This is a genomic window from Pseudofrankia coriaricola (assembly GCF_032027725.1).
In the GTDB taxonomy this organism is placed as follows: domain Bacteria; phylum Actinomycetota; class Actinomycetes; order Frankiales; family Frankiaceae; genus Pseudofrankia.
On record NZ_JASNFO010000073.1, the window covers coordinates 1 to 22895 of the forward strand.

Here is a 22895-nt window from a genome sequence, read left to right on the forward strand (position 1 = left end):
CGGCACCGCCAGCTCCCCGCGGCCCGCCCTGGCCAGCCGCCCCGCTGTCATCCGCTGCCTAAGCAGGTGCAGCTCGACCTCGCTCATGGTGCCCTTCAACCCGAGCAGCAGCCGGTCGTTGTACTCATCCGGATCGTAGACCCCGTCGGTGTCGGCCAGCAGGACTCCCGCCAGCGAGCACAGCTCGACCAGCTGATGCCAGTCACGTCCAGCGCGGGCCAGCCGCGACATCTCCAGCCCCACCACCAGGCCCACATGCCCCATGCTGATCTCGGTAACCAGGCGGGCGAACCCCGGCCGCTCGACCACCCCGGCCGCCGAACGCCCCAGATCCTCGTCGATCACCAGCACCCGCGACGACGACCACCCCAGCGCCACCGCCCGCTCGACCAGCCCGTACTGCAACCGGGTCGACTCGCCGTGATCGAGCACCTGCTGACGGGAGGACTGGCGCACATACACCACCGCCAGGCGATCCCGATGCCGGCCCTGGACTTTCCCGATCTCACGCTCACACAGCAGCATCGACGTCACCGCCGTCCCGCCCGCCGCTGCCGACCGCCCGACCCGCCAGCCGCTCCACCAGCACGATCAGGACTGCGACTGCCTCCCGCCGGCTCGGCTCCGGCAGCAGCGCCCACGGCATGCCCGCCGGGATCTGGGGAGGCCGTCTGATCCGGTGCCGTCCACAACGCACCGCCTTCACACCGCTCACGGGCCCGTAGCTGATCGACCACTTCGACCAGCCGCAGCAACCCCTCCCCACCGATAATCGGCGCGTCAGCGCCACCCTGTCCAACTCTCCCTGCACCGCGGCAAGCCGACTGAGGGCGTCTGGTCCCAGCTCAAACGCACCACCCTGCCGAATCTCGCCGCCCGCAACCTCGACCAGGTCCTGCGGACCGTCAAACACGGCCTCAAACAGATCCAGTACCGGCCCGAGCTGATCCTCGGATTCCTCACCGCGACCGGGCTGACCTGGGAAGGCCTGCGATCAACATGACCCCACACATTAAAGATCAATATGCCGACGTGAGGTGACGAGCAATGCCGTCGATCTGCCGCTCGATGCGGAGCAGGACGGCGAGGATCTCGGCCTGGCCCTCGACCAGGGCAGCGAACGAGTCCTCAGCGGATGCGCTCGCCGCAGAGGCGGCTCCCGGCGCGGGTTGACCGAGCAAGATCGACAATAGATGGTCGGCTGGCCAGTCCAGCGCGCGGCAGACTGCCGCCAGTGTGGCGTCTTGGACGCGGCGGCGACCAGCTCCGTGCTGCAACACGCGCAGCGTCGCGACCGATACTCCGGCCTGGTCGGCAAGCTCCTGTTGACCGACTCTGCGGGCGGTCATCCGGGCGTTGAGCGCCTGGGCGACGGCCCGCCAGTCCTCGCGCGGCGTGCGTACCGGCCGCTCCCCGTTCTTTGCCACAAAGCAAACATTATCGTTTCCGGGCTCAGGCGAGAACATCGCGACCCTACTACCTGCATTTCATCCAAAGGCGCTATCCAACCATTGGATACCCGCTCGACGAGCGCTCGGCGAGCGGCGCATCGTAGTCACATACTCAATACGCCCGGATCGTCCGGGCGAGGGCCTTTCCCTTGGAGGTGTGGCGCGGTGGCGATTCCTCGCAGGATTCCGGTGGCGTTCGCGGATGTGTTCCCGAACGGTGCCTACGTGCTGGGTGTGGAGCCGTCGAACGACTTCGAGAAGATGCGCGCCAAGGCGCCGGATCCGCAGGAGCTCGACAAGGAGACCGGCGTGCGGCTGTGGGTGGTGCGGGTCATGGATGCGGATCCGACGGCGCGGTCGGCGGAGCTGAAGGTGAAGATCGCGGCGGAGGTGGCGCCGGTGCCGCCGGACCCGATCCCGGGTACGCCGTTTCGGCCGGTGGAGCTGGTCGGGGTGCTGGTGATTCCGTGGGTGGACACGAACGGGTCGCGTCCGCGGCAGATGTTCGCGCTGCGGGCCTCGGGCCTGCGGCCGGTCACGCCGTTGCCGGCTCGGCGCACCCAGGGAGCGGCGGCGTGAGCAGCAAGCGCCCCTCGCCCACCCGGCTGTCGGCGCACCTCGCGGTCTGCGCCGGGGCATCGGTACACGTCTACACCTATGACGACCGGTCGCCGATCCTGACGCTGTCGACCGGGGATGTCACGGTCACGATCGCGTTGTCGACGACCGATCTCGACTCGACCGCGATGCGGTTCGCGCGGGACCTGGCGGACGCGGCGGTGCGGTTCGTCGAGAACTGCCAGCTTTTCACCGCAACCCCTGGCACCACCGAGGCCGGCGAAACGTCCGGCCCGGTGTCGGCGGCGGTTCCGTCGGTCTCCCGCGCGGCCTGATAGCCGCGCTTTCTCACGGGTTTCCCGGGGCGCCGGCCTGAATCGGTGCCGGCGGCTCGGGGCCTGCCCTGTCTTTCTTTCACGTTTCCTTGCCCTGGCTTTGCCCTGCCGTGAAACGGGTGGTATTCGTCATGCCCAGAATCAACGGGGACCGCCGTATCCCGTCTCTACCCGCGCGACACGACACGATCCGCGTGCCGCTGTGGATGGTGCTCGTCGGCCTGGCGGCCCGGCTGTGCGGCCGGCTGGTGATGCTGCTCGTGCGGCACCCGTTCACCGTCGCCCTGCTGGTCCTCCTGACCGCGTTCTACCGGAGCACGGGTCTGCTCGGCCTGGGCGCGCTGGCCGGCGCCGTGCTGCTCGTTGCCGTCGTGTGGCGGCTGGTGCATCGGTGCTCGTTTGACCGGGCGGCCCGGTGGACCTGGGGTCGGGTCCGGCTCGTGGCCGTCTACCGCCGTAAGTGGCGGGCGGCGACGGTGCATTGCGGTCTGGCGATCCAGATTCCGGCGTCGAACGCGGAGCGGGTGACCTTTGACGAGTACTTCCCCCGCATCCGCGCCTTCCGCGCTTCGGCCGCGGTGGAGTCGCTGCGGGTGGAGCTGCTGCCTGGCCAGACGCCCGACGTCTGGGCGGAGCAGGCGGAAGCGCTGCGGCACATCTACCGGGCGCGGGCGTGCCGGGTCCGTGCGGAGCGGGTCGGGTTCGTCTGGGTCGACTTCTACCGCCGCGACCCGCTGGACACCGTCATACCTCCTGCGCCGGTCGACGGGTCGGACGGCACGGGCGATCTGGGGAACCTGCCTCTCGGCCGGCGGGAGGACGGTGCCCCGTGGCTGCTGCCGCTGCGCGGCTCGCACGTCCTGGTCGCCGGTGCCACCGGCTCGGGCAAGGGCTCGGTGCTCTGGTCGCTGATCCGCGCCCTCGGCCCAGCGGTCTCGGCGGGGCTCGCCGAGCTGTGGGTGTGTGACCCGAAGGGCGGCATGGAGATGGCGGCGGGCGCTCCGATGTTCACCCGGTTCGCCTACGACCTGCCCTCCATCGCCGATCTCCTCGACGACGCGGTAGCCCGCATGCAGACCCGCGCGGACGGGCTGCGGGGCGTGTCCCGGCTGCACGTCCCGACCGTGGGCGACCCGCTGATCGTGGTCGTCGTCGACGAGATCGCCGCGCTCACCGCCTACGTGACCGACCGCGATCTCAAGAAGCGGCTCTCGGCCTCGCTGCCACTGCTCCTGTCGCAGGGACGGGCGCCGGGCGTGGTCGTGGTGGCCGCGGTCCAGGACCCGCGCAAGGAGACCCTGCCATTCCGCGACCTGTTCCCAGTCCGCGTCGCGCTGCGCCTGGTCGAAGCCGACCAGGTCGACCTCGTCCTCGGCGCCGGTGCGCACGAGAAGGGCGCCCGCTGCGAGGACATCCCCATCGACCTCCAGGGCACGGGCTACGTCGCCGAGGATGGCGGCGCCGAACCGATCCGGGTCCGGGCGTCCTTTCCCGATGACGGCGAGATCCGCCGGACCGTCGACCGCTACCGCGTCCCTGCCACCGGCTGGATACCAGAACTCACGGCGATGCCGGCGCGTCCGCAGCTACCAGCGCCCGCCGTCTGGCCCGACGTGGTGGAGATCCTCCGGGCGCGTGGCTTCGGGGATGTCCTCGGCCTCGACCCGCCCGTCCGCCGGCGACGGCTCTCATGGCCACGACCCAAGACACGCGGCCGGCACCCCGCCGCCCGTGGTCGGGCGGACGGCTGGGTTCCCGACCTGACCGAGTACGGCGACCCGTGGACCGACAAGTGACCGCCGTGGACCAGGACGACGCCGACCTCGGCCCGGCCGATCCGGCCGCCGGGGAACCGCGGCCTGGGTCACGACTGGCCCGGATGCGCCAGCCACTCGCCCGCCACGTCGTCGAAGCGGTCGCCGTCGAAGAAGGCGTCTGCGTGCGGCCGATAGCGCTGCGCCGCGTCGACCTCGACACCGGCGAAACCACGATCATCCCGGCACCCTGCGGCGCCACCCTGGCGTCCAAGTGCCCACCGTGTGCCGAGCGGGCACGACGGCTACGGATGGCGCAATGCAAGAGCGGATGGCACCTCGACGACGAACCGCTACCCCCACCCGACCCACCGTCGGACGAAGCCAAGGACCTCGGCCGGTTCCGCGCCGACCTCGAAGCCCTCCGCAAAGAGTCCGAGCAGGCCGGCGACACGGCCAACGTCGCTGACATCGACGGGGTGATCGGCCATGTCGACGAAGCCCTCGCCGAGCTCGGCGTACGCGGGAAGGCCGCTCCGGACAACCGGGAACGACCACGGCGGACCCGCTCGACCCGACGGCGCCAGGACGCCGCGGACCTGCCCCGGCTACCCGTCGACAAGCGGACCGTCGGCCGGACGTACACCGCGCCGGACGGCACGGCCTGGCGGCCGTCGATGTTCCTCACCCTCACCTGCGACACCTACGGCCGCGTCCTGACCGACGGCACACCCGTCGATCCGGACTCGTATGACTACCAGCGGGCGGCGCGGGACGCGATCCACTTCCCGAAGCTGATCGACCGGTTCTGGCAGAACCTCCGCCGCGCTGTGGGCTGGGACGTCCAGTACTTCGCGGTCCTGGAACCACAGCGACGGCTCGCGCCGCACGTTCACGCCGCGTTCCGCGGAACCGTTCCCCGGATCGTGCTGCGCCAGGTCGCGGCCGCGACCTACCACCAGGTCTGGTGGCCACCCACCGACGCGCCCGTATACGCGCCGGACGGTCCCGATCTGCCTACGTGGGACGAGCAGACCGGCAGCTACGTCGATCCGGTCACTGGGGCGGAGCTGGTCCCGTGGGACGAGGCGCTCGACGCGATCGGCCCAGACGACGAACCGGCCCACGTCGTCCACTTCGGACCTCAGATCCGCGCGGACGGCATCACCGCCCACTCGGCCACGACCGGCAAGCTGATCGGCTACCTGACCAAGTATCTGACCAAGTCGTTGGACGGCTGCCATGCGAGCGAGACGGACCGCCAGCGGGCACACGTCGAGCGGCTGGCGGCGGCGCTGCGCTATGAGCCGTGCTCCCCGATCTGCGCGAACTGGCTCCTGCATGGGATCGCACCGAAGAACGCCCGGCCCGGCCTCGCTCCCGGACGGTGCAAGGGCAAGACCCACCGGCGGGAAACGCTCGGCTTCGGTGGCCGGCGGGTCCTGGTCTCTCGAAAGTGGTCCGGCAAGACCCTCGGCGATCACAAAGCCGACCGGATCGACTTCGTCCGCGCCCAACTCGAAGCCCTCGGCCACCGGCCCGACGGCGGCAGTCCGGCAGAGCAGCCGGTCGCCAACTCGGCGAACGCGCCACGGCTGGCCTGGGAACTGGTCAGGCCCGGCGACCAGGATGCGCCCCGACGCGAACATCTGATCTTGCATGCGATCGCGAACCGACAACGCTGGCGCGCGCAGTTGACACCCCCGGACGCGACCGGACCCCCGGGCCGAGACCGGCCATCCGCGGCCTGACCCGCCATCCGCTCCGACCCTCGCGCCCGGGAGAGACCGCCGTGACCAAGCTCCTACTGACCCCCGCAGAGGCAGCCGAACAACTCGGCCTCGGCCGCTCCACCGTCTACGAACTCCTCGCCACCGGCGAGCTGGAATCGATCTGCATCGGCCGCGCCCGGCGCATCCCACATGACGCGCTCGTGGCCTACGTCGGTCGGCTCCGCGGCGGCCGGGCCGGTGCCGCATGAGACCCGCACCATGCGGGCGTCCGCGCGGACCTCCCAGGCCGGGCAATGGGGGGTGGGGTATGGAATTCCTTCTTCGAAGTCCCGGAGCCGAAGCCCGGGGACCCCTACCTTTGACCCACCCCCCATGAGCCGCGGGCCCGTACCGGCACTCCGTCTGACTCCAGCGCCGGCAACGATACGGGCCACCACCGACAAAACGGCGACCGTCACTCGTCAGCAGGCGGCGCCAGGTCGGGGCGGTGCTCGGCAATCCAGCGCTCGACGTCCTCCGCGCGCCAGATCCGGCCGGCGGCAAGATCGGCGACCGGCTTCGGGAACGTCGGGTCACTGCCGGCGATCTGGCTCACGCGCTGCCGGCTCACACCCAGCCGCTTCCCGACCTCGGCGGCCCCCATGAGGTGATGCACACCAGAACCGTACTTGACGGTTGCCTACCCGGCATCCACACTCGATGACAAGGCACTAGGCAACCGTCAAGTGCCGAACGGAAAGGCGGTCCCGGCGGGTGCGCCAACACCCAACCGGGACCTGAGACCCCACCCCTTGCTGCACAAGGAGCGAAGCCCTATGCCCATTTTCTCTTCCGGCGGCTTCGGCGCGTGGCGCACCCCCGGTGACGACTCGCCGCTCGTCTCGACGCAGACGACCGACACCGGCCACGAGCTGACGATCCGCCCCGGCGCCGACATCGGCGACCTGGTGGCGATCCTCGCGGACCTCCCGCCCGACGCCTTCTTCACCGAGCACTTCGGCGACATCGACGTGGTCCTCGTCTTCCGGCACCTGCCCGGCGCCTCGGCGCTCGTCCCCGCGGGTGCGATGCCCTCGACGGACCCGACGGCGGCAGGCGTCTCCCGCCCGTAGCGGCACCCCTGCCTGCCCCACCCCCCATTTTCTTCCGTTCTCTGGCGGCATTTCCAGCTGTCGGGGTGTCGGACGGGTCCAGGGTCGGCCGAAGGCCGATCGCGTAGCGACGCGCAGCGCCCTGGACGCGGCCGGCACCCCGACAGACCATCCCTCCGCCCAGAGAACGGAACCCCCACCGACGCCCGGCAACGACACCCGCACCCGGCGCTCAATTCCGTTCTTTCCGGCAAGGAGCTTCGAATCGTCATGCCCGAAAACAGGCCCGACCCGTCTGCCAAGGACTCGGCGGACTACCGCCCCACTGCGGCCGAGTTGACCAAGGCGCGTGCCGAAGTGGCCCGCTACCCGCTCGACGCCCAGTACTCCTATGCCTGCGGCGCCCTGCGGTTCGTCGCGGAGGAAGTCGTCGCCGGACGCGCGGACGAATTCACCATCGTGGCCGCCCGCTACGCACTCGCCCTCGCCGAGGTGGCGCGGGAATCTCCCAGCGACCGACAGGAGATGGCCTGATGGCCGCGCGCAAGGCACGCCGCGGCGATGGCGACGAGACGACCAACCAGGACTCGGTAGCCAGCGTTGACGACGGCCAGACCTCAACCGAACGAACGCGACGCAACCGCCGTGCGCATGGCGAGGGTTCGGTGTTCTGGCGCGAGGACCGGAAGCGCTGGGTGGTCGAGATCGACTACGGCATCGTGAACGGCAGGCGCAAGAAGGTGCCGCGCTACTTCAAGACCCAAGAGGAAGCGATCGAAGCCCAGCGGGAGGCGCGGCAGGCTCAGGCCGACGGGATCGCGAGTCTCGATCGTCGCGCCCGGTTCGGTGACTTCCTGACATACTGGCTCGACGAGGTGGTCATGCCGTCCGAGCGGGCGTTGTCGACGAAGTCCAGCTACCGGGACAACGTCGAGAACCACGTCCGGCCCGGCCTCGGGAAGATCCGCGTCGTCGATCTCAAGCACGAAGACGTTCAGCGCTTCCTGAACGGCAAGGCGGCGGCCGGCTACAGCACCTCGACCATGCGCACCCTGCGAACGATCATCTCTCAGGCGCTCGACGAAGCGGTCATCACGGAGAAGGCGTCCCGCAACGTCGCGAAGACGGTCCGCGTACCCAAGGCACGCAAGCCACGCCGTCAGGTCTCGGCGCTGAACCGTGACGACGGCCTACGGCTGCTCGCGGCGGCTGAACCGACCCGGTTCTACGCGGTCTATGTCCTGCTCGCAATGGTCGGGCTACGTCGCGGAGAAGTGCTCGCGCTGCGCTGGCGCGACTTCAACGAGAGCGCGGGAACCCTCCGCGTCGAACTCCAGGTGACCCGCGTCCGCGGCGTGCAGGGCCTGATCGTCGGCCCGACCAAGAGCCGCGCCGGGCAACGCACGATCGCGCTGCCCGAGAAGTGCATCGACGTCCTGAAGTCGCATCGGTGCCGGCTCGCGGCCGATCGGCAGGCGGCCGGCAAGCGCTGGAAGGAGAACGGCCTGATCTTCCCGAACACCATCGGCCGTCACCAGGAGCCACGCGCGCTGAACACGCACCTGTCCGCGCTGTGCAAGGAGGCGGGCCTACGCCACCTCGGCCCGCACGCGCTCCGCCACACCGCCGCGACCATGGCCTACGCCCTGGGCGTCGACTGGAAGCAGATTCAGGCGATGCTCGGCCACACGATGCTCTCGACCACGATGGACATCTACGTGACATGGTCGAGGACGTCAGCCGCGACGCGGCGACCAAGCTCGATGCCTGGTTCGACACGGCGGACGACGCCGAGGACCAGGAGGACGACGAGCCGAGCGACCCGGACGACAGGGCGGAAGCGGGCTGACAGCCCCTAGCCTGTCAACTTGGCTGTCAAAGAGCAGAGCCCCGCGCTGCCTTGCGGCTGCTGCGGGGCTCTGACCTGTCTCGACCAGACGTGCGCTCGGAGGGACTCGAACCCCCAACCTTCTGATCCGTAGTCAGATGCTCTATCCGTTGAGCTACGAGCGCGTCCTACGAGTCTTGCGATGTCTGCCACCCCTGGCGGCTGACTGGTAGCAGCTTACAGCACGGACCGGGTGACGATCGAACCGGTACGGCGGGGCTGAGGCCTCGGCCCGCAGGGCATCGGCCAGGGCTGCTACCGGTGTCGGCGGACGACGACGAGGCCGGAGATCAGGCCGTCGGCCGCGATGGTGGCCGCGATGGCGACGTCCACCTTGCCCTGCGGGGCGGCTCTGGTGGTGCCGGCGACAGGGGTGGTCATGACGGCGGTGCCGACCAGCAGGCCCAGATTCCAACCGAGGCCGAGCAGGACAGGGCCGAGCAGGACAGGGGCGGTGGTGAGCACCACGACCCGGGCTTGCGGGGGCGAAGTGCGGGGGTATGGCGGTCCAGAGGGCTTGCTCTGGCCCGGCAGTCAGCAGGCTGACGGCCGCCACGGCAGTGGTTGAGACGGCAGCCGTGGAGATGGGAGATGGCGGCGGCACCAGTGGCGACGGCGGTCACAGGGCTTGCCTCGTCGAATGTGGCGGTCCGCCAGACCGGACGCGGGAGGGGCAGCCACCACGGTTGATCGAAATCCTCCGCCGCGGGTCGACCAAGGATCGACACAGCGACCGCGGAAAGATGCCCATCCGGCACCGCGCGTTGACCCAATGAGACAGGAAGCCGGCGGTGCGGGAGTTTCTTGCTTCCGGTTTTCGTCAGGCGACGACGTCCGTCCAACGATCATCTATTCGCGGCTGGATGATCCTCGTCGGGATTCGACGTGGGGACCGCACAATAGGTGAGGGTCTTCGTGGTCACGCGCCGGGTCGCCCGGCGAAGCCGTAATATCAGTCGCGGTCTGGCGTTTATGCCGACCTCGCGAGCGGGAAGGGAGCAGCGCACATGCCAGATCTGGGCGCCCCGGAATTGATCATCATCGCGGTTGTGGTGCTGGTCCTGTTTGGCTCGAAGAAGCTGCCTGAGGCCGCGCGCTCGCTCGGCCGTTCCATGCGCATCTTCAAGTCCGAGGTCAAGGCCATGGGCGACGAGGGCGGCGCGCCCGCCGCCCCGGCCGAGGCCGCCCCGGCCGCCGCCATCGCGGCACCCGCTGCGCCAACGCCCGCCGACAACACCGTCCCGGCGGCCACCGCCGCCACCGCCCACCCCGCCGAGGCCACCGTGGCCGCCGTGGTGACCGACAGGGCGGGCAGCGCCAGCTGACGTCCGCGCCCCCGAACGGCGGCGCCGAACGCGGCGGCGCGGCGCGGCGCCACCATCCCGCTCCGCGACTACCGCACGTTTCCGGCGACGTTTGCGCACCCGGCCCTCGCCGTTGAAGATCGCCAGGACTGTATCGAGATCCGAACCTGGGCCCTCGCCAGGTTCGTATCTCGATACAGTTCCGCTGATCAAGCTCACGGCGCGGCGATGACACTGCGCGGCCTTGGCCGGAATCGCGCCCCACAGCCCGGTAGCAGTTTTTGGTTAATGGTCACGTGCACCGCCGCGCCACCGGCGTTCGCCCGGCAGCATGCGACCGATAGATCACCTCCCATGTGTCGTCGCAGTCGCGGATCCCGCCAAATCACGACCGCGACGACACATCCACGGCGATCATGAATGATCGCGGGTGGGGAAGATCTTGGCTGCCGCGCGGAACCGCAACGCCGACGCCCGACCTTCCGGCGTCAGTGCTCGCCGCACCGAGATGGTCATCACCGGAGCGGCCGACCTCGGTCGGGATGGCGGAAAGATCGGCATCCAAGCCTGCCCAGGCGGCCACCGCACCCTGTTGCCAGGGCATCCGCTTCCCAGGGCATCCGCGTTGACGCAGCGCCCCCCATGGGGGAGAGAACTCCGTTGCAGGACAGAGCCCCAGCTGGGCCGTGGCATCCGGCGGCAGTCAGAGGCGCCAGCCAAGGTGGCCGAGGTCGCGCGCCCGCCGGCTGGCGTCTCCTTGACACGTCAGACTGAAACGACGTTCTATTATGCTACGTCCCATCGACCAGACCAGGGAGTGCCCGTGGCCGCCCGGTACACGATCATCTCGGCCGACACCCACGCCGGCGCGAACCATGAGACCTACCGCGAGTACCTCGACTCGGCGTTCAAGGAAGACTTCGACGCCTGGCGCGGAAAGTACAAGAACCCATGGAAGGATCTCCGCGACACCGACCTGCGGGTCCGTAACTGGGATGACGAGCGGCGCGACCGCGACCAGCTCTCCCAGGGCGTCGTCGGCGAAGTGATCTTCCCGAACACGGTGCCGCCGTTCTACCCGGGTTTCGTGCTGTTCGCCGGCCCGCCGACTGCCGAGGAGTACCGCCACCGCCGCGCCGGCATCCACGCGCACAACCGGTGGCTCGCGGATTTCTGCGCCCGCAAGCCGGCGCAGCGCGCCGGCGTCGGGCAGTTCTTCCTGAACGACATCGACGACGCCATCGAGGACATCACCTGGATCAAGGAGCACGGCCTGCGCGGCGGCGTGCTGCTGCCGAACGTCGCGCCCGACGTGAAGTGGGTGAAGCCGCTCTACGACCCGGAGTATGACCGGCTGTGGGCGACGATCCAGGACCTGGAGATCCCGCTCAACCTGCACGGCGGCACCGGCTCGCCCAACTACGGCCGCTACTCGGCCACGCCCGCGCTCATGATCAGCGAGGTGGGCTTCTACGGCATGCGGCCGTTCGTCCACCTGCTGCTCTCCGGCATGTTCGAGAAGTTCCCGCGGCTGAAGTTCGTCATCACCGAGTCGTCGGCGGCCGGCATCCCGCCGCTGCTCAAGCAGCTCGACGGCGTCCTGGAAAGCATCCGCGGTGGCGCGATCGGTGAGCTGAAGTACCGCAAGGAGGACGCGATCCCGCGCTCGGCGACCGAGTACTGGCAGCAGAGCTGCTGGTCGGGCGCGAGCTTCCCCCGTCCCGCCGACATCGCCGCCCGCGACGTGATCGGGCACGACCGCTTCATGTGGGGCAGCGACTACCCGCATGACGAGGGCACGTCGCCGTTCACTCTGGAGGCCATCCGCCAGGTGCTGCACCACCTGCCCGAGGCCCAGGTGCGCGACATCCTCGCCGGCAACGCCGCGAGGCTCTACGACTTCGACCTCGACGCCCTCGCCCCGCTGGCCGCCCAGTACGGCCCGACGGTCGAGGAGGTCGCCACGCCCCTCGGCGCCCTCCCCGAAAACGCGAACAAGGCCCTCCGCGACGCCCAGGCCCAGCTGGTAGCCGCTTAGACGGCCCTCGGGCCTCCCGGTCAACGGGCGAAGGCCCCGCGGCCCAGGTTCTCCTGGGCGGCGGGGCCTTCGACGTCCCCGGCCAGGCCCCGCACGGGCGCCGCTACCCGGCCCACCGCCACCGAGGCCCCCTCCAGCTTCACCCCATGATCATCAGCCGCCCTGCGCAGGTAGCCTCCATAACGGATGGTCCAACCAGTTCGACCGGCGGCGGAAAGCGCGGGAGACTCGGGGCGTGCAATCTCCCGAGCTACCCCGGTACGGCGAGGGTTCGCTGGCGGAGCTGGTGCCGGCACTCATGCGCGTGGTCGGGGCCGGGGGTTTCGCCGAGGCGCCTCGGCTCGGTCTGGGTGAGGCGCGTTCGGCCTGCCTGCTCCTCGTGGACGGGCTTGGGGACGAGCTCGTGGTCGCGAACGCCGATGTCGCGCCGACGCTGGCCGCTCACCGCGCCGCGGCCCTGACGACCTGCTATCCCTCGACGACCGCGACCAGCATCACCTCGATCGGCACCGGCCTCGCGCCGGGCGAGCACGGGGTGGTCGGCTATCTCTGGGAGCCCTATCCGGGCGCCGAGGGCCTGCTGAACGCGCTGCGCTGGCAGTTCCAGGGCCGAGACAGTTCGGCGCTGGACATCGTCGTGCCTGAGCGGACACAGCCCGAGCCGACTGCCTTCGAGCGGGCCACCGCGTCCGGGACCGCCGTCACGGTGGTCTCCTCGTCGCTCTACCGCGACTCGGGACTGAGCCGGATGGCGCTACGCGGCAGCCGGTTCTCCGGCGCGTCGACCTGGGGCACCCTGGTCGCGCGCGTCGTCGAGGCACTTCGTGAGCCGGGCTTCGTCTACGCGTACGTCAGCGACCTGGACACCACCGGGCACTCCCTGGGCCCGTCGTCACCGGGTTGGCGGGCGCAGTTGGCCCTGGTCGACAGGCTGGTCGCGACGCTCGCCGAGCAGCTTCCCGCCGGCTCGATGCTCGTCGTCACGGGCGATCATGGGATGGTCTCCGTCAACGAGGACGATCACGTGAGCCTGGATGGGCGGCCCGACATGCTGGCCGGGGTGCGCGCGATCGGCGGCGAACCGCGCGCCCGCTACGTCTACGCCCGGCCCGGCGCCGCGGGCGACGTCCTCGCCGCGTGGCGCGAGGCGCTCGGCGAGCGCGCGTGGGTGATTTCGGCGGAGCAGGCGGTCGCGGACGGCTGGTTCGGGCCAAAGATCACCGATCAGGCCATCCCCCGCCTGGGCGACGTCATCGCGGCGGCACGCGGCACCAGCGTCCTCGTCCGCCCCGACGCCGAACCCCGCCTGACCGCCATGCGAGGCCACCACGGCTCCCTCACTCCGGCCGAACAGCTCATCCCGCTGATCCACTTCTCCCACTGATCCTCCTCGGCGATGGGCCGTGCGCGACCGGAAGTGGATCGGAGTGCGTCACATCCGAGGTGAGCCGGCGTGCCGGGGCCGCTAGCGTCCTCGTCATGACCTTGGGAGAGAGCGGGCCGGCGGATGGCCGCGTCGCGCGTTGGCGGTCGCCGCTGTTCACCCCGGCGAACCGGCCCGACCTGATCGCCAAGCAGGCCCGGTTCGGTGCCGACATCGTGATCGTCGACCTCGAGGACGGGACGCCGCTGGGCGCCAAGCCCGAGGGCCGCGACGGCGCGGCCACCGCGGTGCCGAAGCTGCGGGCCGAGTTCGGTGGCGCGGTCATGCTGCGGGTGAACGGCGTCACCGACGCGGAGAACTTCGACGCCGACCTGGACTGCTACGCGGCGCTCGACCTTGACGGCATCGTCGTGCCAAAGATCGAGACGGTCGAGGACATCGATCGCCTCGACGAGGCGCTGCGCACGCGCGGGTTGACCGACCGGGCGGTGATGTACGGGCTGGAGTCGGTCGCCGGCGTGCACCGGGCGGCCGAGGTGCTCACCCATGCCGCCAGGAACGCCCGCGTCGACGCGGCGTACTTCGGCGCCGAGGACTTCATCGCCGACCTCGGCGGGCGGCGTACCCGGTCGAACGCCGAGGTGCTGTACGCCCGCTCGCAGGTGGCGATCGCCTGCCGGCTCGCCGGCGTCGTGGCGCTCGACCAGGTGACCACCGCGATCAACGACCGGGAGCGGTTCCTGGAGGAGGCTTCGTTCGCCCGGGACCTCGGCTACGGCGGAAAGCTGTGCATCCACCCGGGCCAGGTCGCGATGGCGCACGAGGCGTTCACCCCGTCGCCCGAGGAGTACGACCGGGCACGCCGGCTGCTCGACGCCTACGAGGAGGCGCAGCGCGAGGGGCGCGGCACGATCAACTTCGAGGGCGGCATGGTCGACGTCCCGCTCGTCCTGCAGGCCCGCCGCATTCTCGCCATCGGCGGCTAAGCGCCAGGCGGGAGGGGCCCAGGGGCCGAGCTCCGGAGATGGCCAGCGCCGGACGGCCGGCCCTCTCCCAGCCTTCGCCCGGGTCGGGCCGATGATCGCCGACCCGGCCCGGGGATCGAAGGGCCAGAGGACCCGCGGGATCCGTCAGCCCGCGGGATCCGTCAGTAGGACCGGGGCAGGCCGAGGACGTGTTCGGAGATGTAGTTCATGACCATCTCCTGTGAGACCGGTGCGATCTTCATCAGTCGTGACTCGGCCCAGAAGCGGCCGACCGGGTATTCCGTGGCGAAGGAGAAGCCGCCGTGGGTCTGCATCGCCCGGTCCGCGGCGAAGAAGGCCGCGTCGGAGGCGAGGAACTTCGCGGAGTTCGCGTGTTCCCCGCAGGGGCGGCCCTGGTCGTAGCGCCAGGAGGCCTGCCGGATGACAAGCTCGGCGGCGGCGAGGCGCATGTGTGCCTCCGCCAGCGGGAAGGCGATGCCCTGGTTCTTGCCGATCGGGCGGCCGAAGACGACCCGCTCGTTGGCGTACTGGGTGGCGACTCGCAGCGCGGCCTTGCCGATGCCGAGCGCCTCGGCGGCGATGAGAATGCGCTCCGGGTTCAGGCCGTCCAACAGGTACTTGAAGCCCTTCCCCTCCTCGCCGACCAGGTCGGACCCGTCGACGCGCAGGCCGTCGTAGCGCACCTCACAGGATCCGACGGCGTTACGGGCGATCTTGTCGATCTGGTGGATGTCGACCTCGGGCCGACGCAGGTCGGCGAGCAGCAGCGTCATGCCGTCCGTGCGCTTGCGGACCTCCTCCAGCGGGGTGGTCCGGACCAGTAGCAGCACCTTCTCGGCGACGTGGCCCTTGGTCGTCCACACCTTCTGGCCGTGCACGAGGTAGCCGTCGCCGTCGCGGACTGCCCGGGTGGTGATCGACGTCGTGTCGGTGCCGGCGTCCGGCTCGGTGACGCCGAAGGCGACCTGCAGCTCGCCGGTCGCGACCCGGGGCAGGTACTTCTCCTTCTGCGCCTGGGAGCCGTATTTCACGACCGGGTTCATGCCGAAGACGGAGATGTGCAGCGCGCTGGCGGCGTTCATCGCGCCGCCGGAGGCCGCGACCTCCTCCATCACGATGGAGGCCTCGGTGATGCCGCCACCGCCGCCGCCGAACTCCTCCGGGATGGCGGTGCCGATCCAGCCGGCCGCGGCCATCTCGTTGTGGAACTTCCAGGGGAACTCGTGGTTCTTCTCGTGCTGGCGCCAGTACTCGGCGTCGAACCCCTTGCAGATGTCCCGCACGGCCTCGCGGATGGCGGTGTGCTCGGGCGGTTCCTCGAACTCCATGGAGACTCCCTCACTCCGTCTCGGCCGCGGGGCGGCAGTGCATCATCGCGGACCGGAACGCGCGGCAGACCAGCTCGTCGTGCTGGTTGAAACCGTCGTGGCGGAACTCCACGATGCCGACGCCGGGGCGCGAGCTCGACAGCCGCGCTTTGGTCACCTCGGTGATGACGTGCAGGGTGTCGCCCGCGAACATCGGCTTGGGGAACTCGATCGAGCCGAAACCCAGGTTCGCGACCGTGGTCCCGAGCGTCAGCTCCGGCACGGCGAGCCCGACGACGGTCGCGACCGTCATCATCGAGTTCAGCAACGGCCGCCCGAACTCGGTCCTGGACGCGAACTCGTGGTCGAGGTGCAGCGGCTGCGGGTTCATCGACAGCGTCGTGAACAGCACGTTGTCGGTCTCGGTCAGCGTCCGGGTGATCGCGTGGTGGACGACCGTCCCGACCGGAAGCTCCTCGAACCAGGAACCCATCCTCCGGCTCAGCGCACTCGCCTCCTCAGGTCCGGTGCCGGGACGTTCCAGCACCCGAGACCACACATGGTTGTACGGGCCGGCCGGGACTGGCCTCGTCCCAGGCTGGCCCTGTCACGCCGTCGGAGGGCCATAGGACCCACTACAGCACGCCGACGGACCGTCGCGCCCCCGGAGAAGTCAGGCGTACCGCCGCGGGTCCGGTCGGGCTCCCTCTCCACATCCGATAATTATCATCTCGTGGTTCGGTAAGCACCATCTCGTGAGCCGGTAGTCACGTCCCAGGATCGGTCAGTCCCGCGCGCTTCTACGCGGCGGCTGTGAGGCCGCCATCGGCGGCGGACAGCGCCGCGATCTCGGCTGCCGAGGCGTTGCCGCCTGTGACGATGACCGCGACGCGCTGGCCGGCGAAGTCGCCCGGACGGGCGAGGATCGCGGCGAGCGACGCGGCCCCCGCCCCCTCGGCCAGCGTGTGCGCGTCGCTGGCGAGCAGGCGCTGGGCGTCGGTGATCTGGTCGTCGTCGACGAGGTGGAAGCCGGCGAGGCCGGTACGCAGGACCCGCTGCGGCAGCTCGTAGCCACGGCCAGTGGCGAGGCCGCAGGCGCTGGTGCGGATCGGGCGGCACACGCAGCCGCCGGACCGCCACGAGTCGTGCGCGGCCGGCGCGCCCGACGACTGGACGCCGATCACCCGGCATCGTGGCGCGAGCCGGGCGGTGACCAGGCTGGCGCCGGCGGCCCCGGTCCCGCTGCCGATCGGGACGATCACCGCGTCGAGGTCGGGCCGCGTCTCGATGACCTCGAGATAGGCGGTGCCGACGCCGGCGATGAGTTCGGGGGTGTCACCGGGGCTGACGAGCAGCTGGCCACTCTCGGCGGCGATCTCCTCGGCGCGGGTCTGAGCGGCGGCCATGTCCGGGCCGTGCAGCTCGACGCCGGCCCCGAGAGCGCGCAGCGCCCGGACCTTCGAGGCGGCGGTGCTCGCCGGCATGACGACGGTGCACGGGGCGTCGAAGGCGCCGCTGGCGTAGGCCATCGACTGGGCGTGGTTGCCGGTCGAGTAGGTGATCGTCCCGCGGGCGCGCCGCTCGCGCGACATGCTGGCGAGCAGCGTCAGACCCCCGCGCACCTTGAACGCCCCGGTTGGCTGGACGTTCTCGTGCTTGATGTAGATGGTCACGCCGATGGCGGCGTTGAGCGCCGGATAGGTCCACATCGGGGTGGCGGGCAGATGGCCGGCCAGCAGGTCCCGGGCAGCGGCGATGTCGGCGAAAGTCGGAAGGGCCCGGGAGGCAGGACGGTCGCTCATGTGGCCATGGTCAGCCGTCGTCTCCTATTGGTCCAATGCCAGATTTCGTCTAAAACTATCGATGACGTTGATACGTTGACCTCGTGTTGGACGTGACCAGGCTGCGGGTGCTGGTCGCGGTCGCTCGCCACGGCTCGGTCACCGCCGCGGCCCGAGCCCTCCGCTACGCCCAGCCATCGGTCAGCCACCACCTGGCCCGGCTGGAGGCGGAGACCGGCAGCCAGCTCGTCCAGCGCGTCGGCCGCGGGATTCGACTGACCGAGGCCGGCCTGGTGCTGGCGGAACGGGCGGAGGAGATCCTCGGCCGGCTGGCCGCGGCCGAGGCGGAGCTCGCCTCCTACACCGGTCTGCGGGCCGGCCGCGTCCGTCTGGCCGCGTTCCCATCGGCGCTCGGCACGTTCGTGCCCATGGCCGCCGCGGCGTTCGCCGCCGACCATCCCGACGCGGAGCTACGTCTTACCGAGGCCGAGCCGCCGGACGCCGTCCGCATGCTGCGAGCCGGTGAGGTGGACGTCGCCCTGCTCTTCAGCTACTGGGACCCGCCCGTGCGGCACGAACAGCCGGACGCACCGTCGCCCGGCGGGCGGGCACCGGGAACGCCGCCAGCGCGGCCGACGCTGCCAGGCCGGCCGACGGCGCAGGCGAGATCGACGTCGCCGACGCAACCAACACTGCTGACGTCGCTGGCGCCGAACGACCGGCCGTCGCCCGACCCGACGAGGATCGAGCCCGAGGACGACGGCCTACGCCGGATGATGCTGCTCACCGAGTCGACCTACCTGGTGACTCCGGCGGGCCTGTCGGGAGACCGGTTGGCCGACCATCGCGACCATCGCTGGATCGCGGGCTGCGAACGGTGCCGCACGGCGCTGCTGCGCTCCTGCGCCGCGGCGGGATTCAGCCCCGACATCGCCTTCACGACCGACGACTACCTGGCCGTCCAGGCACTCGTCGCCGCCGGCCTCGGCGTGACCACCCTGCCCGGCCTGGCCCTCCAGGCCCACCGCCACCCCGACGTCCGGGCGACCCTCCTGCCCGGCCTGACCCGCGCGGTCAGCGCCGCCGTTCACGGCGAGCCGCCCGACCCGCCGGCCACCGCCGCGCTCCTCGCCCATCTCAGGACCGCCGCCACCACCTGGGCGTCTCTGAACGTGGCCAAGGACTGACGCCGCCGCCGCGGACGTCCGCCCGGCGGCACGCGACCGGTTGATCATCACCAGTGGCCACCGCCGACGACGCTGGTACCGGCCGTGGGGCCGGTACCAGCGTCGGGCTTCCCGTGCCGGGCTCGACGGACGGGCCGGCTAGCTCGCCGGCTTCGTCAGGTCGTAGACGGTCTGACTCCCGACGGTGACGGAAGTGAACGTCTCCTGGACCCAGCTGGCGATCTGGGCGTTGGCACCGCCGCCGCCTCCGGGGCCGCCACCGAAGCCGCCCCCGCCACCACCGCCGAGGTAGTAGTGGATCTTGCCGTCGGCGACGTACTGCTTGAACTGGTCAAGGGTGAGGACCTCGTCGCTGCCGCTGAAGCCGCCCATCGCCATCACCGGAAGGCCGCCCGTGGCGAGCTCCAGCGACGCGGCGCTCTGCGCCGAGCCCACCGCGGCCACCCAGCGATACCCGTCGGACCCGCTGGTGAGCAGCTGAGTGACCGCGCCGTCAGCCTGCTCCTCCATGCCACCGCCGAAGCCAGCGCCACCACCGAAGCCACGTTCCTGACCGGTCAGGTCGCCCTCCTGGCCGCTCGTCGCGCTCCCCTGGCTGTTCGGGGCGCCTTCCTGGCCACTCGGCGGCGCACCCTCCTGACCGTTCGGGGCACCGCTTTGACCGCTCGAAGCACCCTCCTGGCCGTTCGTGGCGCCCTGCCCCGGCGCGCCGCCGCCACCGGGACCACCGCCCGAGCTGGGCCCGGCGAGCGGAATGGAGCCCGTGTGCGGCACCGAGGCCGTTTCGAGCGCGTAGGCGGTTGGCGCGCCCAGCGTCCCGAAGATCACCGCGGCCAGGGCGAGCACAGCCGCGGACCGGCGGACGGGTGACCTCCGCAGAACCGGCCAGAGCAGCAGCGCGACGGCGCCGACCAGGCCGACGACGAGGACGGGGATCCGCAGCCAGCTCTGCCAGTCGGTGCGGCCGAGCAGGACGTAGCTCCAGACCGAGGTCACACCGACGCTCAGGGCCAGCAGCACCCGGCTGACGATCTCGTTCCTGGTTCGCCACAGTTCACGGGCGCCTAGGGCGATCGTTCCGGCGAGGCCGGGGGCGAGCGCGACCGTGTAGTACTCGTGGATGGTGCCTTCCATATAGCTGAAGACAACGCCGGTCACGACCAGCCAGCCGCCCCAGAGAAGCAGCGCGGCACGTGCCCGGTCGGTGCGGGCGGCTCGCCGGGTCGCCCACAGCCCGCCGACCAGCAGGATCAGCGCGGCAGGAATGAGCCAGGAGATCTGGGCGCCGAAGTTCTCGTTGAACAGCCGGCCGAGGCCGGCCGTCCCACCGAAACCGCCCCCTCCGCCCGCGCCGGCACCGGGTGCCCCGCCGAAAACGCCACCCACCGCGTCGGACGCGGCCGAACCGTAGCCGGCCGCCCCGCCCGCGACGCCGAGGCCACCCGTGTACTGCTGGCCGGTTGATCCGAGCGCGGACAGCGCCTCCGAGGCCATCCCGCCCGGACCGCCACCGCCGCCGTTGCCATCACCGCCGAAGATCCGGCCGAGCCCGTTGTAGCCGAAGGCGAGGCCGAGCACGCTGTTGTTCCCGGAGCCGCCGATGAACGGCCGAGAGCTCGCCGGCCACAGCACGGTCGCGAGCACCCACCATCCGGCACCGACGATCACGCCCGCTGCGCCCGCGAGAACGTGCCCGATCCGAGCACGCAGCCGGGTCGGCGCGGCGATCAGGTAGACCAGCGCGAACACCGGCAGCACCAGGAAAGCCTGGAGCATCTTCGTCAGGAACCCGAACCCGACCGCTAGGCCCGCCAGCCCGAGCCACCGCCACGAGGCGACCTCCAGCGCTCGCGTCACGCAGTAGGCGCCGACGACGAGCAGCAGGACGAGGAGCGCGTCCGGGTTGTTGAACCGGAACATCAGCACCGCCACCGGCGTGAGCGCTAGCAGCGCCCCGGCGGCGAGCCCGACGGCCGGCCCGGCGACCCGCCGCACGGCCGCGTAGAGCAGGCCGACGCTCGCGACGCCGCACAGCGCGTTCGGCACGAGCATGCTCCAGCTCGAGAACCCGAACACCCGACCGGAAAGCGCCATCATCCACAGCGAGGCGGGCGGCTTGTCGACGGTGATGTAGTTCGACGAGTCGATCGAGCCGAAGAACAGTGCCTTCCAGCTCAGCGTGCCGGCCTGCACGGCGGCCGCGTAGAAGCTGTTGCCGTAGCCGGACGCGCCGAGGTCCCAGAGGTACAGCACCGCGGTCGCGGCGAGCAGGACGAGCAGCGCGGGCCGCGCCCACCGCGGGTCCTCCGGCCGGCCGCGCACGAGCCGGGTGAACCGCCCCGGCCGCCCGGCGGCCCCACCGGAGCGAGCACGCCGCGTCCCGCCACGACGTGGCGGCGCACCGGGAGGCGTCTCGCCGGGAGGCGGGTCCACGACGGGCGGCTCCGCGACGGCCGGGCCGGCGACGGGCGAGCCGGCGAGCCTGTGTCGTCCCGGCCAGGTGTCCACGACGGCGACCTGGCTCGGGTCCACGGGATAAGGGTGGTCGGCCACCGGGTTCTGGCCGGCGGAGTATCGAGGAGCGCCCCAGGCGCCCTGGTCGGAGGTCATGATTCCTGCTCTGGCTCGCGCGGACGGACGGGCTGGAAAAGGCTGCCGGGCATCGACTCGCTCGGCCGATCCACGTGACGGTGGGGGATGTCGGAGTGGCCGCCACGCCGCGGGTGGAACACCCAGGCGCGGAAGGCGACGAAGCGCAGCAGCGTGGCCGTGAGGTTGGCGCCGATCAGCACGGCAAGCTCGAGCGCCCGCCCCGCGTCGGGAGCGAACACCTTCAGGGCGCCGAGGGCGCCGCTGGTCAGTGCCAGGCCGAGGCCGAAGACGACCAGCCCTTCGACCTGGCTGCGGGCGCCGACACCGCGTATGCCGAACGTCACTCGACGGTTGGCCGCCGTGTTGGCGACCGCGGTGAGCAGCAGCGAGACAAGGTTCGCCCCCTGCGCGCCGAGCGGGGCGCGCAGCAGGACGAACAGGACCAGGTAGGCGGCGGTGCTCGCGACCCCGATGGTGCCGAACCGCGCGAGCTGCTGGATCAGCTGCCGCTGGCCGGACGTCTCGGGCGACTCCGCCGTCAGCGGCGCGCGGCCGAGCTGGGTACGCAGTTCCCGGATGGGCAGCCGCCCGGACGCCAGTGCCCGGCCAAGGCGCGCGATTCCACGCAGGTCGGTGAGCGCGGTGGCGACGATGTCGACGCGGCTGTCCGGGTCGTCGACCCAGTCCACCGGCACCTCGTGGATCCGCAGCCCGGACCGTTCCGCCAGCACCAGTAGCTCGGTGTCGAAGAACCAGCCGGTGTCCTGCACCAGCGGCAGCAGCGCATGGGCGACGTCACCGCGGATCGCCTTGAAACCGCACTGCGCGTCGGAGAACCGGGCCGACAGCGCCCGCCGCAGCAGCAGGTTGTAGCAACGGGAGATCACCTCGCGCTTCGGGCCACGCACCACGCGAGCACCCGGCGCGAGCCTCGTCCCGATCGCCAGGTCGGAATGCCCGGAGATCAGCGGCGCGACCAGCGGCAGCAGCGCGCCCAGGTCCGTCGACAGGTCGACGTCCATGTAGGCGAGCACCGGCGCCTGGGACAGGCCCCAGGCCGCGCGCAGCGCCAGGCCGCGGCCCTTCGCGTCGAGGTGGAGAACCGCTACCTCGGGAATCCGCGCCTCGAGCTCGTTCGCCACGGCCAGCGTCCTGTCGGTGCTGGCGTTGTCGGCGATCGTGATTCGAAAGGGGTATGGAAATGTTTCGACGAGGTGACGGCGCAGCCGGGTGACACACGGCTGTAGATCGGACTCCTCGTTGTACACCGGGATTACCACGTCCAGTAGGGGACGCGCCTCCGGATGAGGAGGTCGAGCCAGAATGTGCTCGACCATCGCGGTGGTGCCGCCTTGCGGATGCACTGTCGTGGCCATGGCCCCAGGTTCGGTGCCAGTCCTGTGTTCTCCATTGCGGCCACCTGTGCGCCGGCTGTGAATGCTCCACCGCACGGCCGTTCTCCTTTTCCTGAACCCCCGGAAGACGCATGGAAAACGTGACGAAACA

The 22895-nt window shown here is 70.8% G+C and carries 24 protein-coding genes and 1 tRNA gene; 13 read left to right on the forward strand and 12 right to left on the reverse strand.

Annotated features, from left to right (window positions below; genetic code table 11):
- The 3 genes from QOZ89_RS32405 to QOZ89_RS32415 form a co-directional block, all read right to left on the reverse strand.
- The coding region (locus QOZ89_RS32405) for a recombinase family protein (RefSeq protein ID WP_312627463.1) at positions 1 to 525 on the reverse strand (525 nt) is incomplete at its 3' end.
- Positions 512 to 715, reverse strand: coding sequence for a hypothetical protein (locus QOZ89_RS32410; protein WP_157910458.1), 204 nt, complete (start codon positions 713 to 715; stop codon positions 512 to 514). The genes QOZ89_RS32405 and QOZ89_RS32410, both read right to left, overlap by 14 nt.
- Positions 716 to 1019: 304 nt before the next feature.
- A complete protein-coding gene (locus tag QOZ89_RS32415; RefSeq protein WP_312627465.1) occupies positions 1020 to 1427 on the reverse strand; it encodes a helix-turn-helix domain-containing protein in 408 nt (135 codons plus the stop codon).
- A gap of 189 nt (positions 1428 to 1616) precedes the next feature.
- Between QOZ89_RS32415 and QOZ89_RS32420 the strand changes: the two genes are divergently transcribed.
- From QOZ89_RS32420 to QOZ89_RS32440, 5 genes are all read left to right on the forward strand, one after another.
- Complete coding sequence (locus tag QOZ89_RS32420; RefSeq protein ID WP_312627467.1) at positions 1617 to 2030, forward strand: plasmid replication, integration and excision activator; 414 nt, start codon at positions 1617 to 1619, stop codon at positions 2028 to 2030.
- Complete coding sequence (locus QOZ89_RS32425; RefSeq protein WP_312627469.1) at positions 2027 to 2344, forward strand: hypothetical protein; 318 nt, start codon at positions 2027 to 2029, stop codon at positions 2342 to 2344. Before QOZ89_RS32420 ends, QOZ89_RS32425 begins: the two co-directional genes overlap by 4 nt.
- Before the next feature lie 131 nt (positions 2345 to 2475).
- Entirely contained in the window at positions 2476 to 4140 is a 1665-nt protein-coding gene (locus tag QOZ89_RS32430; protein ID WP_312627470.1) for an FtsK/SpoIIIE domain-containing protein, read from the forward strand.
- The gene (locus QOZ89_RS32435; RefSeq protein ID WP_312627472.1) at positions 4137 to 5849 is read left to right on the forward strand and encodes a replication initiator; all 1713 of its coding nucleotides are present in this window, start codon (positions 4137 to 4139) and stop codon (positions 5847 to 5849) included. The genes QOZ89_RS32430 and QOZ89_RS32435 overlap by 4 nt, the downstream gene beginning before the upstream one ends.
- Positions 5850 to 5890: 41 nt before the next feature.
- Entirely contained in the window at positions 5891 to 6079 is a 189-nt protein-coding gene (locus QOZ89_RS32440) for a helix-turn-helix domain-containing protein (protein WP_312627474.1), read from the forward strand.
- Between the two features lie 206 nt (positions 6080 to 6285).
- On the opposite strand, the gene QOZ89_RS32445 is transcribed toward QOZ89_RS32440, so the two are convergent.
- Positions 6286 to 6486 (reverse strand): helix-turn-helix transcriptional regulator, encoded by a 201-nt coding sequence (locus QOZ89_RS32445; protein WP_491723679.1) that lies wholly within the window; start codon positions 6484 to 6486, stop codon positions 6286 to 6288.
- A 160-nt stretch (positions 6487 to 6646) separates the two neighbouring features.
- On the opposite strand from QOZ89_RS32445, the gene QOZ89_RS32450 reads away from it, so the two are divergent.
- From QOZ89_RS32450 to QOZ89_RS32460, 3 genes are all read left to right on the forward strand, one after another.
- Complete coding sequence (locus QOZ89_RS32450; RefSeq protein ID WP_312627476.1) at positions 6647 to 6943, forward strand: hypothetical protein; 297 nt, start codon at positions 6647 to 6649, stop codon at positions 6941 to 6943.
- A gap of 249 nt (positions 6944 to 7192) precedes the next feature.
- Positions 7193 to 7456, forward strand: coding sequence for a hypothetical protein (locus QOZ89_RS32455; RefSeq protein WP_312627478.1), 264 nt, complete (start codon positions 7193 to 7195; stop codon positions 7454 to 7456).
- Positions 7456 to 8781, forward strand: a complete 1326-nt coding sequence (locus QOZ89_RS32460; RefSeq protein WP_312627480.1) for a tyrosine-type recombinase/integrase — start codon at positions 7456 to 7458, stop codon at positions 8779 to 8781. The genes QOZ89_RS32455 and QOZ89_RS32460 overlap by 1 nt, the downstream gene beginning before the upstream one ends.
- Before the next feature lie 81 nt (positions 8782 to 8862).
- Here QOZ89_RS32460 and QOZ89_RS32465 read toward each other — a convergent pair.
- Both QOZ89_RS32465 and QOZ89_RS32470 read right to left on the reverse strand, forming a co-directional pair.
- A tRNA-Arg gene (locus QOZ89_RS32465) sits at positions 8863 to 8935 on the reverse strand.
- Between the two features lie 130 nt (positions 8936 to 9065).
- Positions 9066 to 9278 carry a hypothetical protein gene (locus tag QOZ89_RS32470; protein ID WP_131804230.1) on the reverse strand — a complete coding sequence of 71 codons (213 nt, stop codon included), beginning with the start codon at positions 9276 to 9278 and terminating at the stop codon, positions 9066 to 9068.
- Between the two features lie 539 nt (positions 9279 to 9817).
- Between QOZ89_RS32470 and tatA the strand changes: the two genes are divergently transcribed.
- Positions 9818 to 10135 carry a Sec-independent protein translocase subunit TatA gene (gene tatA / locus QOZ89_RS32475; protein WP_071054061.1) on the forward strand — a complete coding sequence of 106 codons (318 nt, stop codon included), beginning with the start codon at positions 9818 to 9820 and terminating at the stop codon, positions 10133 to 10135.
- An 802-nt stretch (positions 10136 to 10937) separates the two neighbouring features.
- The gene (locus QOZ89_RS32480) at positions 10938 to 12152 is read left to right on the forward strand and encodes an amidohydrolase family protein (RefSeq protein ID WP_312627485.1); all 1215 of its coding nucleotides are present in this window, start codon (positions 10938 to 10940) and stop codon (positions 12150 to 12152) included.
- A gap of 20 nt (positions 12153 to 12172) precedes the next feature.
- Here QOZ89_RS32480 and QOZ89_RS32485 read toward each other — a convergent pair whose 3' ends face one another.
- Positions 12173 to 12295: a hypothetical protein gene (locus tag QOZ89_RS32485; RefSeq protein WP_312627487.1), complete on the reverse strand. Its 123-nt coding sequence runs from the start codon at positions 12293 to 12295 to the stop codon at positions 12173 to 12175.
- A gap of 92 nt (positions 12296 to 12387) precedes the next feature.
- Between QOZ89_RS32485 and QOZ89_RS32490 the strand changes: the two genes are divergently transcribed.
- Both QOZ89_RS32490 and QOZ89_RS32495 read left to right on the forward strand, forming a co-directional pair.
- On the forward strand, positions 12388 to 13536 hold the full coding sequence (locus tag QOZ89_RS32490) for an alkaline phosphatase family protein (protein WP_071054059.1): 1149 nt from the start codon (positions 12388 to 12390) through the stop codon (positions 13534 to 13536).
- A gap of 95 nt (positions 13537 to 13631) precedes the next feature.
- Positions 13632 to 14522, forward strand: coding sequence for an HpcH/HpaI aldolase/citrate lyase family protein (locus tag QOZ89_RS32495; RefSeq protein ID WP_312627489.1), 891 nt, complete (start codon positions 13632 to 13634; stop codon positions 14520 to 14522).
- 161 nt (positions 14523 to 14683) lie between these two features.
- Here QOZ89_RS32495 and QOZ89_RS32500 read toward each other — a convergent pair whose 3' ends face one another.
- The 3 genes from QOZ89_RS32500 to QOZ89_RS32510 form a co-directional block, all read right to left on the reverse strand.
- Complete coding sequence (locus QOZ89_RS32500; protein WP_071054055.1) at positions 14684 to 15850, reverse strand: acyl-CoA dehydrogenase family protein; 1167 nt, start codon at positions 15848 to 15850, stop codon at positions 14684 to 14686.
- A 10-nt stretch (positions 15851 to 15860) separates the two neighbouring features.
- Positions 15861 to 16322: a MaoC family dehydratase gene (locus QOZ89_RS32505; RefSeq protein WP_071054053.1), complete on the reverse strand. Its 462-nt coding sequence runs from the start codon at positions 16320 to 16322 to the stop codon at positions 15861 to 15863.
- Positions 16323 to 16629: 307 nt separating this feature from the next.
- The gene (locus QOZ89_RS32510) at positions 16630 to 17631 is read right to left on the reverse strand and encodes a threonine ammonia-lyase (protein WP_071054051.1); all 1002 of its coding nucleotides are present in this window, start codon (positions 17629 to 17631) and stop codon (positions 16630 to 16632) included.
- An 83-nt stretch (positions 17632 to 17714) separates the two neighbouring features.
- Between QOZ89_RS32510 and QOZ89_RS32515 the strand changes: the two genes are divergently transcribed.
- Positions 17715 to 18797 carry a LysR family transcriptional regulator gene (locus tag QOZ89_RS32515; protein ID WP_241842409.1) on the forward strand — a complete coding sequence of 361 codons (1083 nt, stop codon included), beginning with the start codon at positions 17715 to 17717 and terminating at the stop codon, positions 18795 to 18797.
- A 138-nt stretch (positions 18798 to 18935) separates the two neighbouring features.
- Here QOZ89_RS32515 and QOZ89_RS32520 read toward each other — a convergent pair whose 3' ends face one another.
- Together QOZ89_RS32520 and QOZ89_RS32525 are read right to left on the reverse strand one after the other, a co-directional pair.
- Positions 18936 to 21407, reverse strand: a complete 2472-nt coding sequence (locus QOZ89_RS32520; protein ID WP_312627492.1) for a glycosyltransferase family 39 protein — start codon at positions 21405 to 21407, stop codon at positions 18936 to 18938.
- Positions 21404 to 22765, reverse strand: coding sequence for a bifunctional glycosyltransferase family 2/GtrA family protein (locus QOZ89_RS32525; RefSeq protein ID WP_241842408.1), 1362 nt, complete (start codon positions 22763 to 22765; stop codon positions 21404 to 21406). The genes QOZ89_RS32520 and QOZ89_RS32525 overlap by 4 nt, the downstream gene beginning before the upstream one ends.
- Between the last annotated feature and the right edge of the window lie 130 nt (positions 22766 to 22895).

Coding starts and splice junctions, on each gene's coding strand:
- QOZ89_RS32430 (WP_312627470.1), top strand. CDS start 2,476: ATGCCCAGAATCAACGGGGACCGCCGTATCCCGTCTCTACCCGCGCGA.
- QOZ89_RS32450 (WP_312627476.1), top strand. CDS start 6,647: ATGCCCATTTTCTCTTCCGGCGGCTTCGGCGCGTGGCGCACCCCCGGT.
- QOZ89_RS32455 (WP_312627478.1), top strand. CDS start 7,193: ATGCCCGAAAACAGGCCCGACCCGTCTGCCAAGGACTCGGCGGACTAC.
- QOZ89_RS32460 (WP_312627480.1), top strand. CDS start 7,456: ATGGCCGCGCGCAAGGCACGCCGCGGCGATGGCGACGAGACGACCAAC.
- tatA (WP_071054061.1), top strand. CDS start 9,818: ATGCCAGATCTGGGCGCCCCGGAATTGATCATCATCGCGGTTGTGGTG.
- QOZ89_RS32495 (WP_312627489.1), top strand. CDS start 13,632: ATGACCTTGGGAGAGAGCGGGCCGGCGGATGGCCGCGTCGCGCGTTGG.
- QOZ89_RS32500 (WP_071054055.1), bottom strand. CDS start 15,850: ATGGAGTTCGAGGAACCGCCCGAGCACACCGCCATCCGCGAGGCCGTG.
- QOZ89_RS32505 (WP_071054053.1), bottom strand. CDS start 16,322: ATGGGTTCCTGGTTCGAGGAGCTTCCGGTCGGGACGGTCGTCCACCAC.
- QOZ89_RS32510 (WP_071054051.1), bottom strand. CDS start 17,631: ATGAGCGACCGTCCTGCCTCCCGGGCCCTTCCGACTTTCGCCGACATC.
- QOZ89_RS32520 (WP_312627492.1), bottom strand. CDS start 21,407: ATGACCTCCGACCAGGGCGCCTGGGGCGCTCCTCGATACTCCGCCGGC.
- QOZ89_RS32525 (WP_241842408.1), bottom strand. CDS start 22,765: ATGGCCACGACAGTGCATCCGCAAGGCGGCACCACCGCGATGGTCGAG.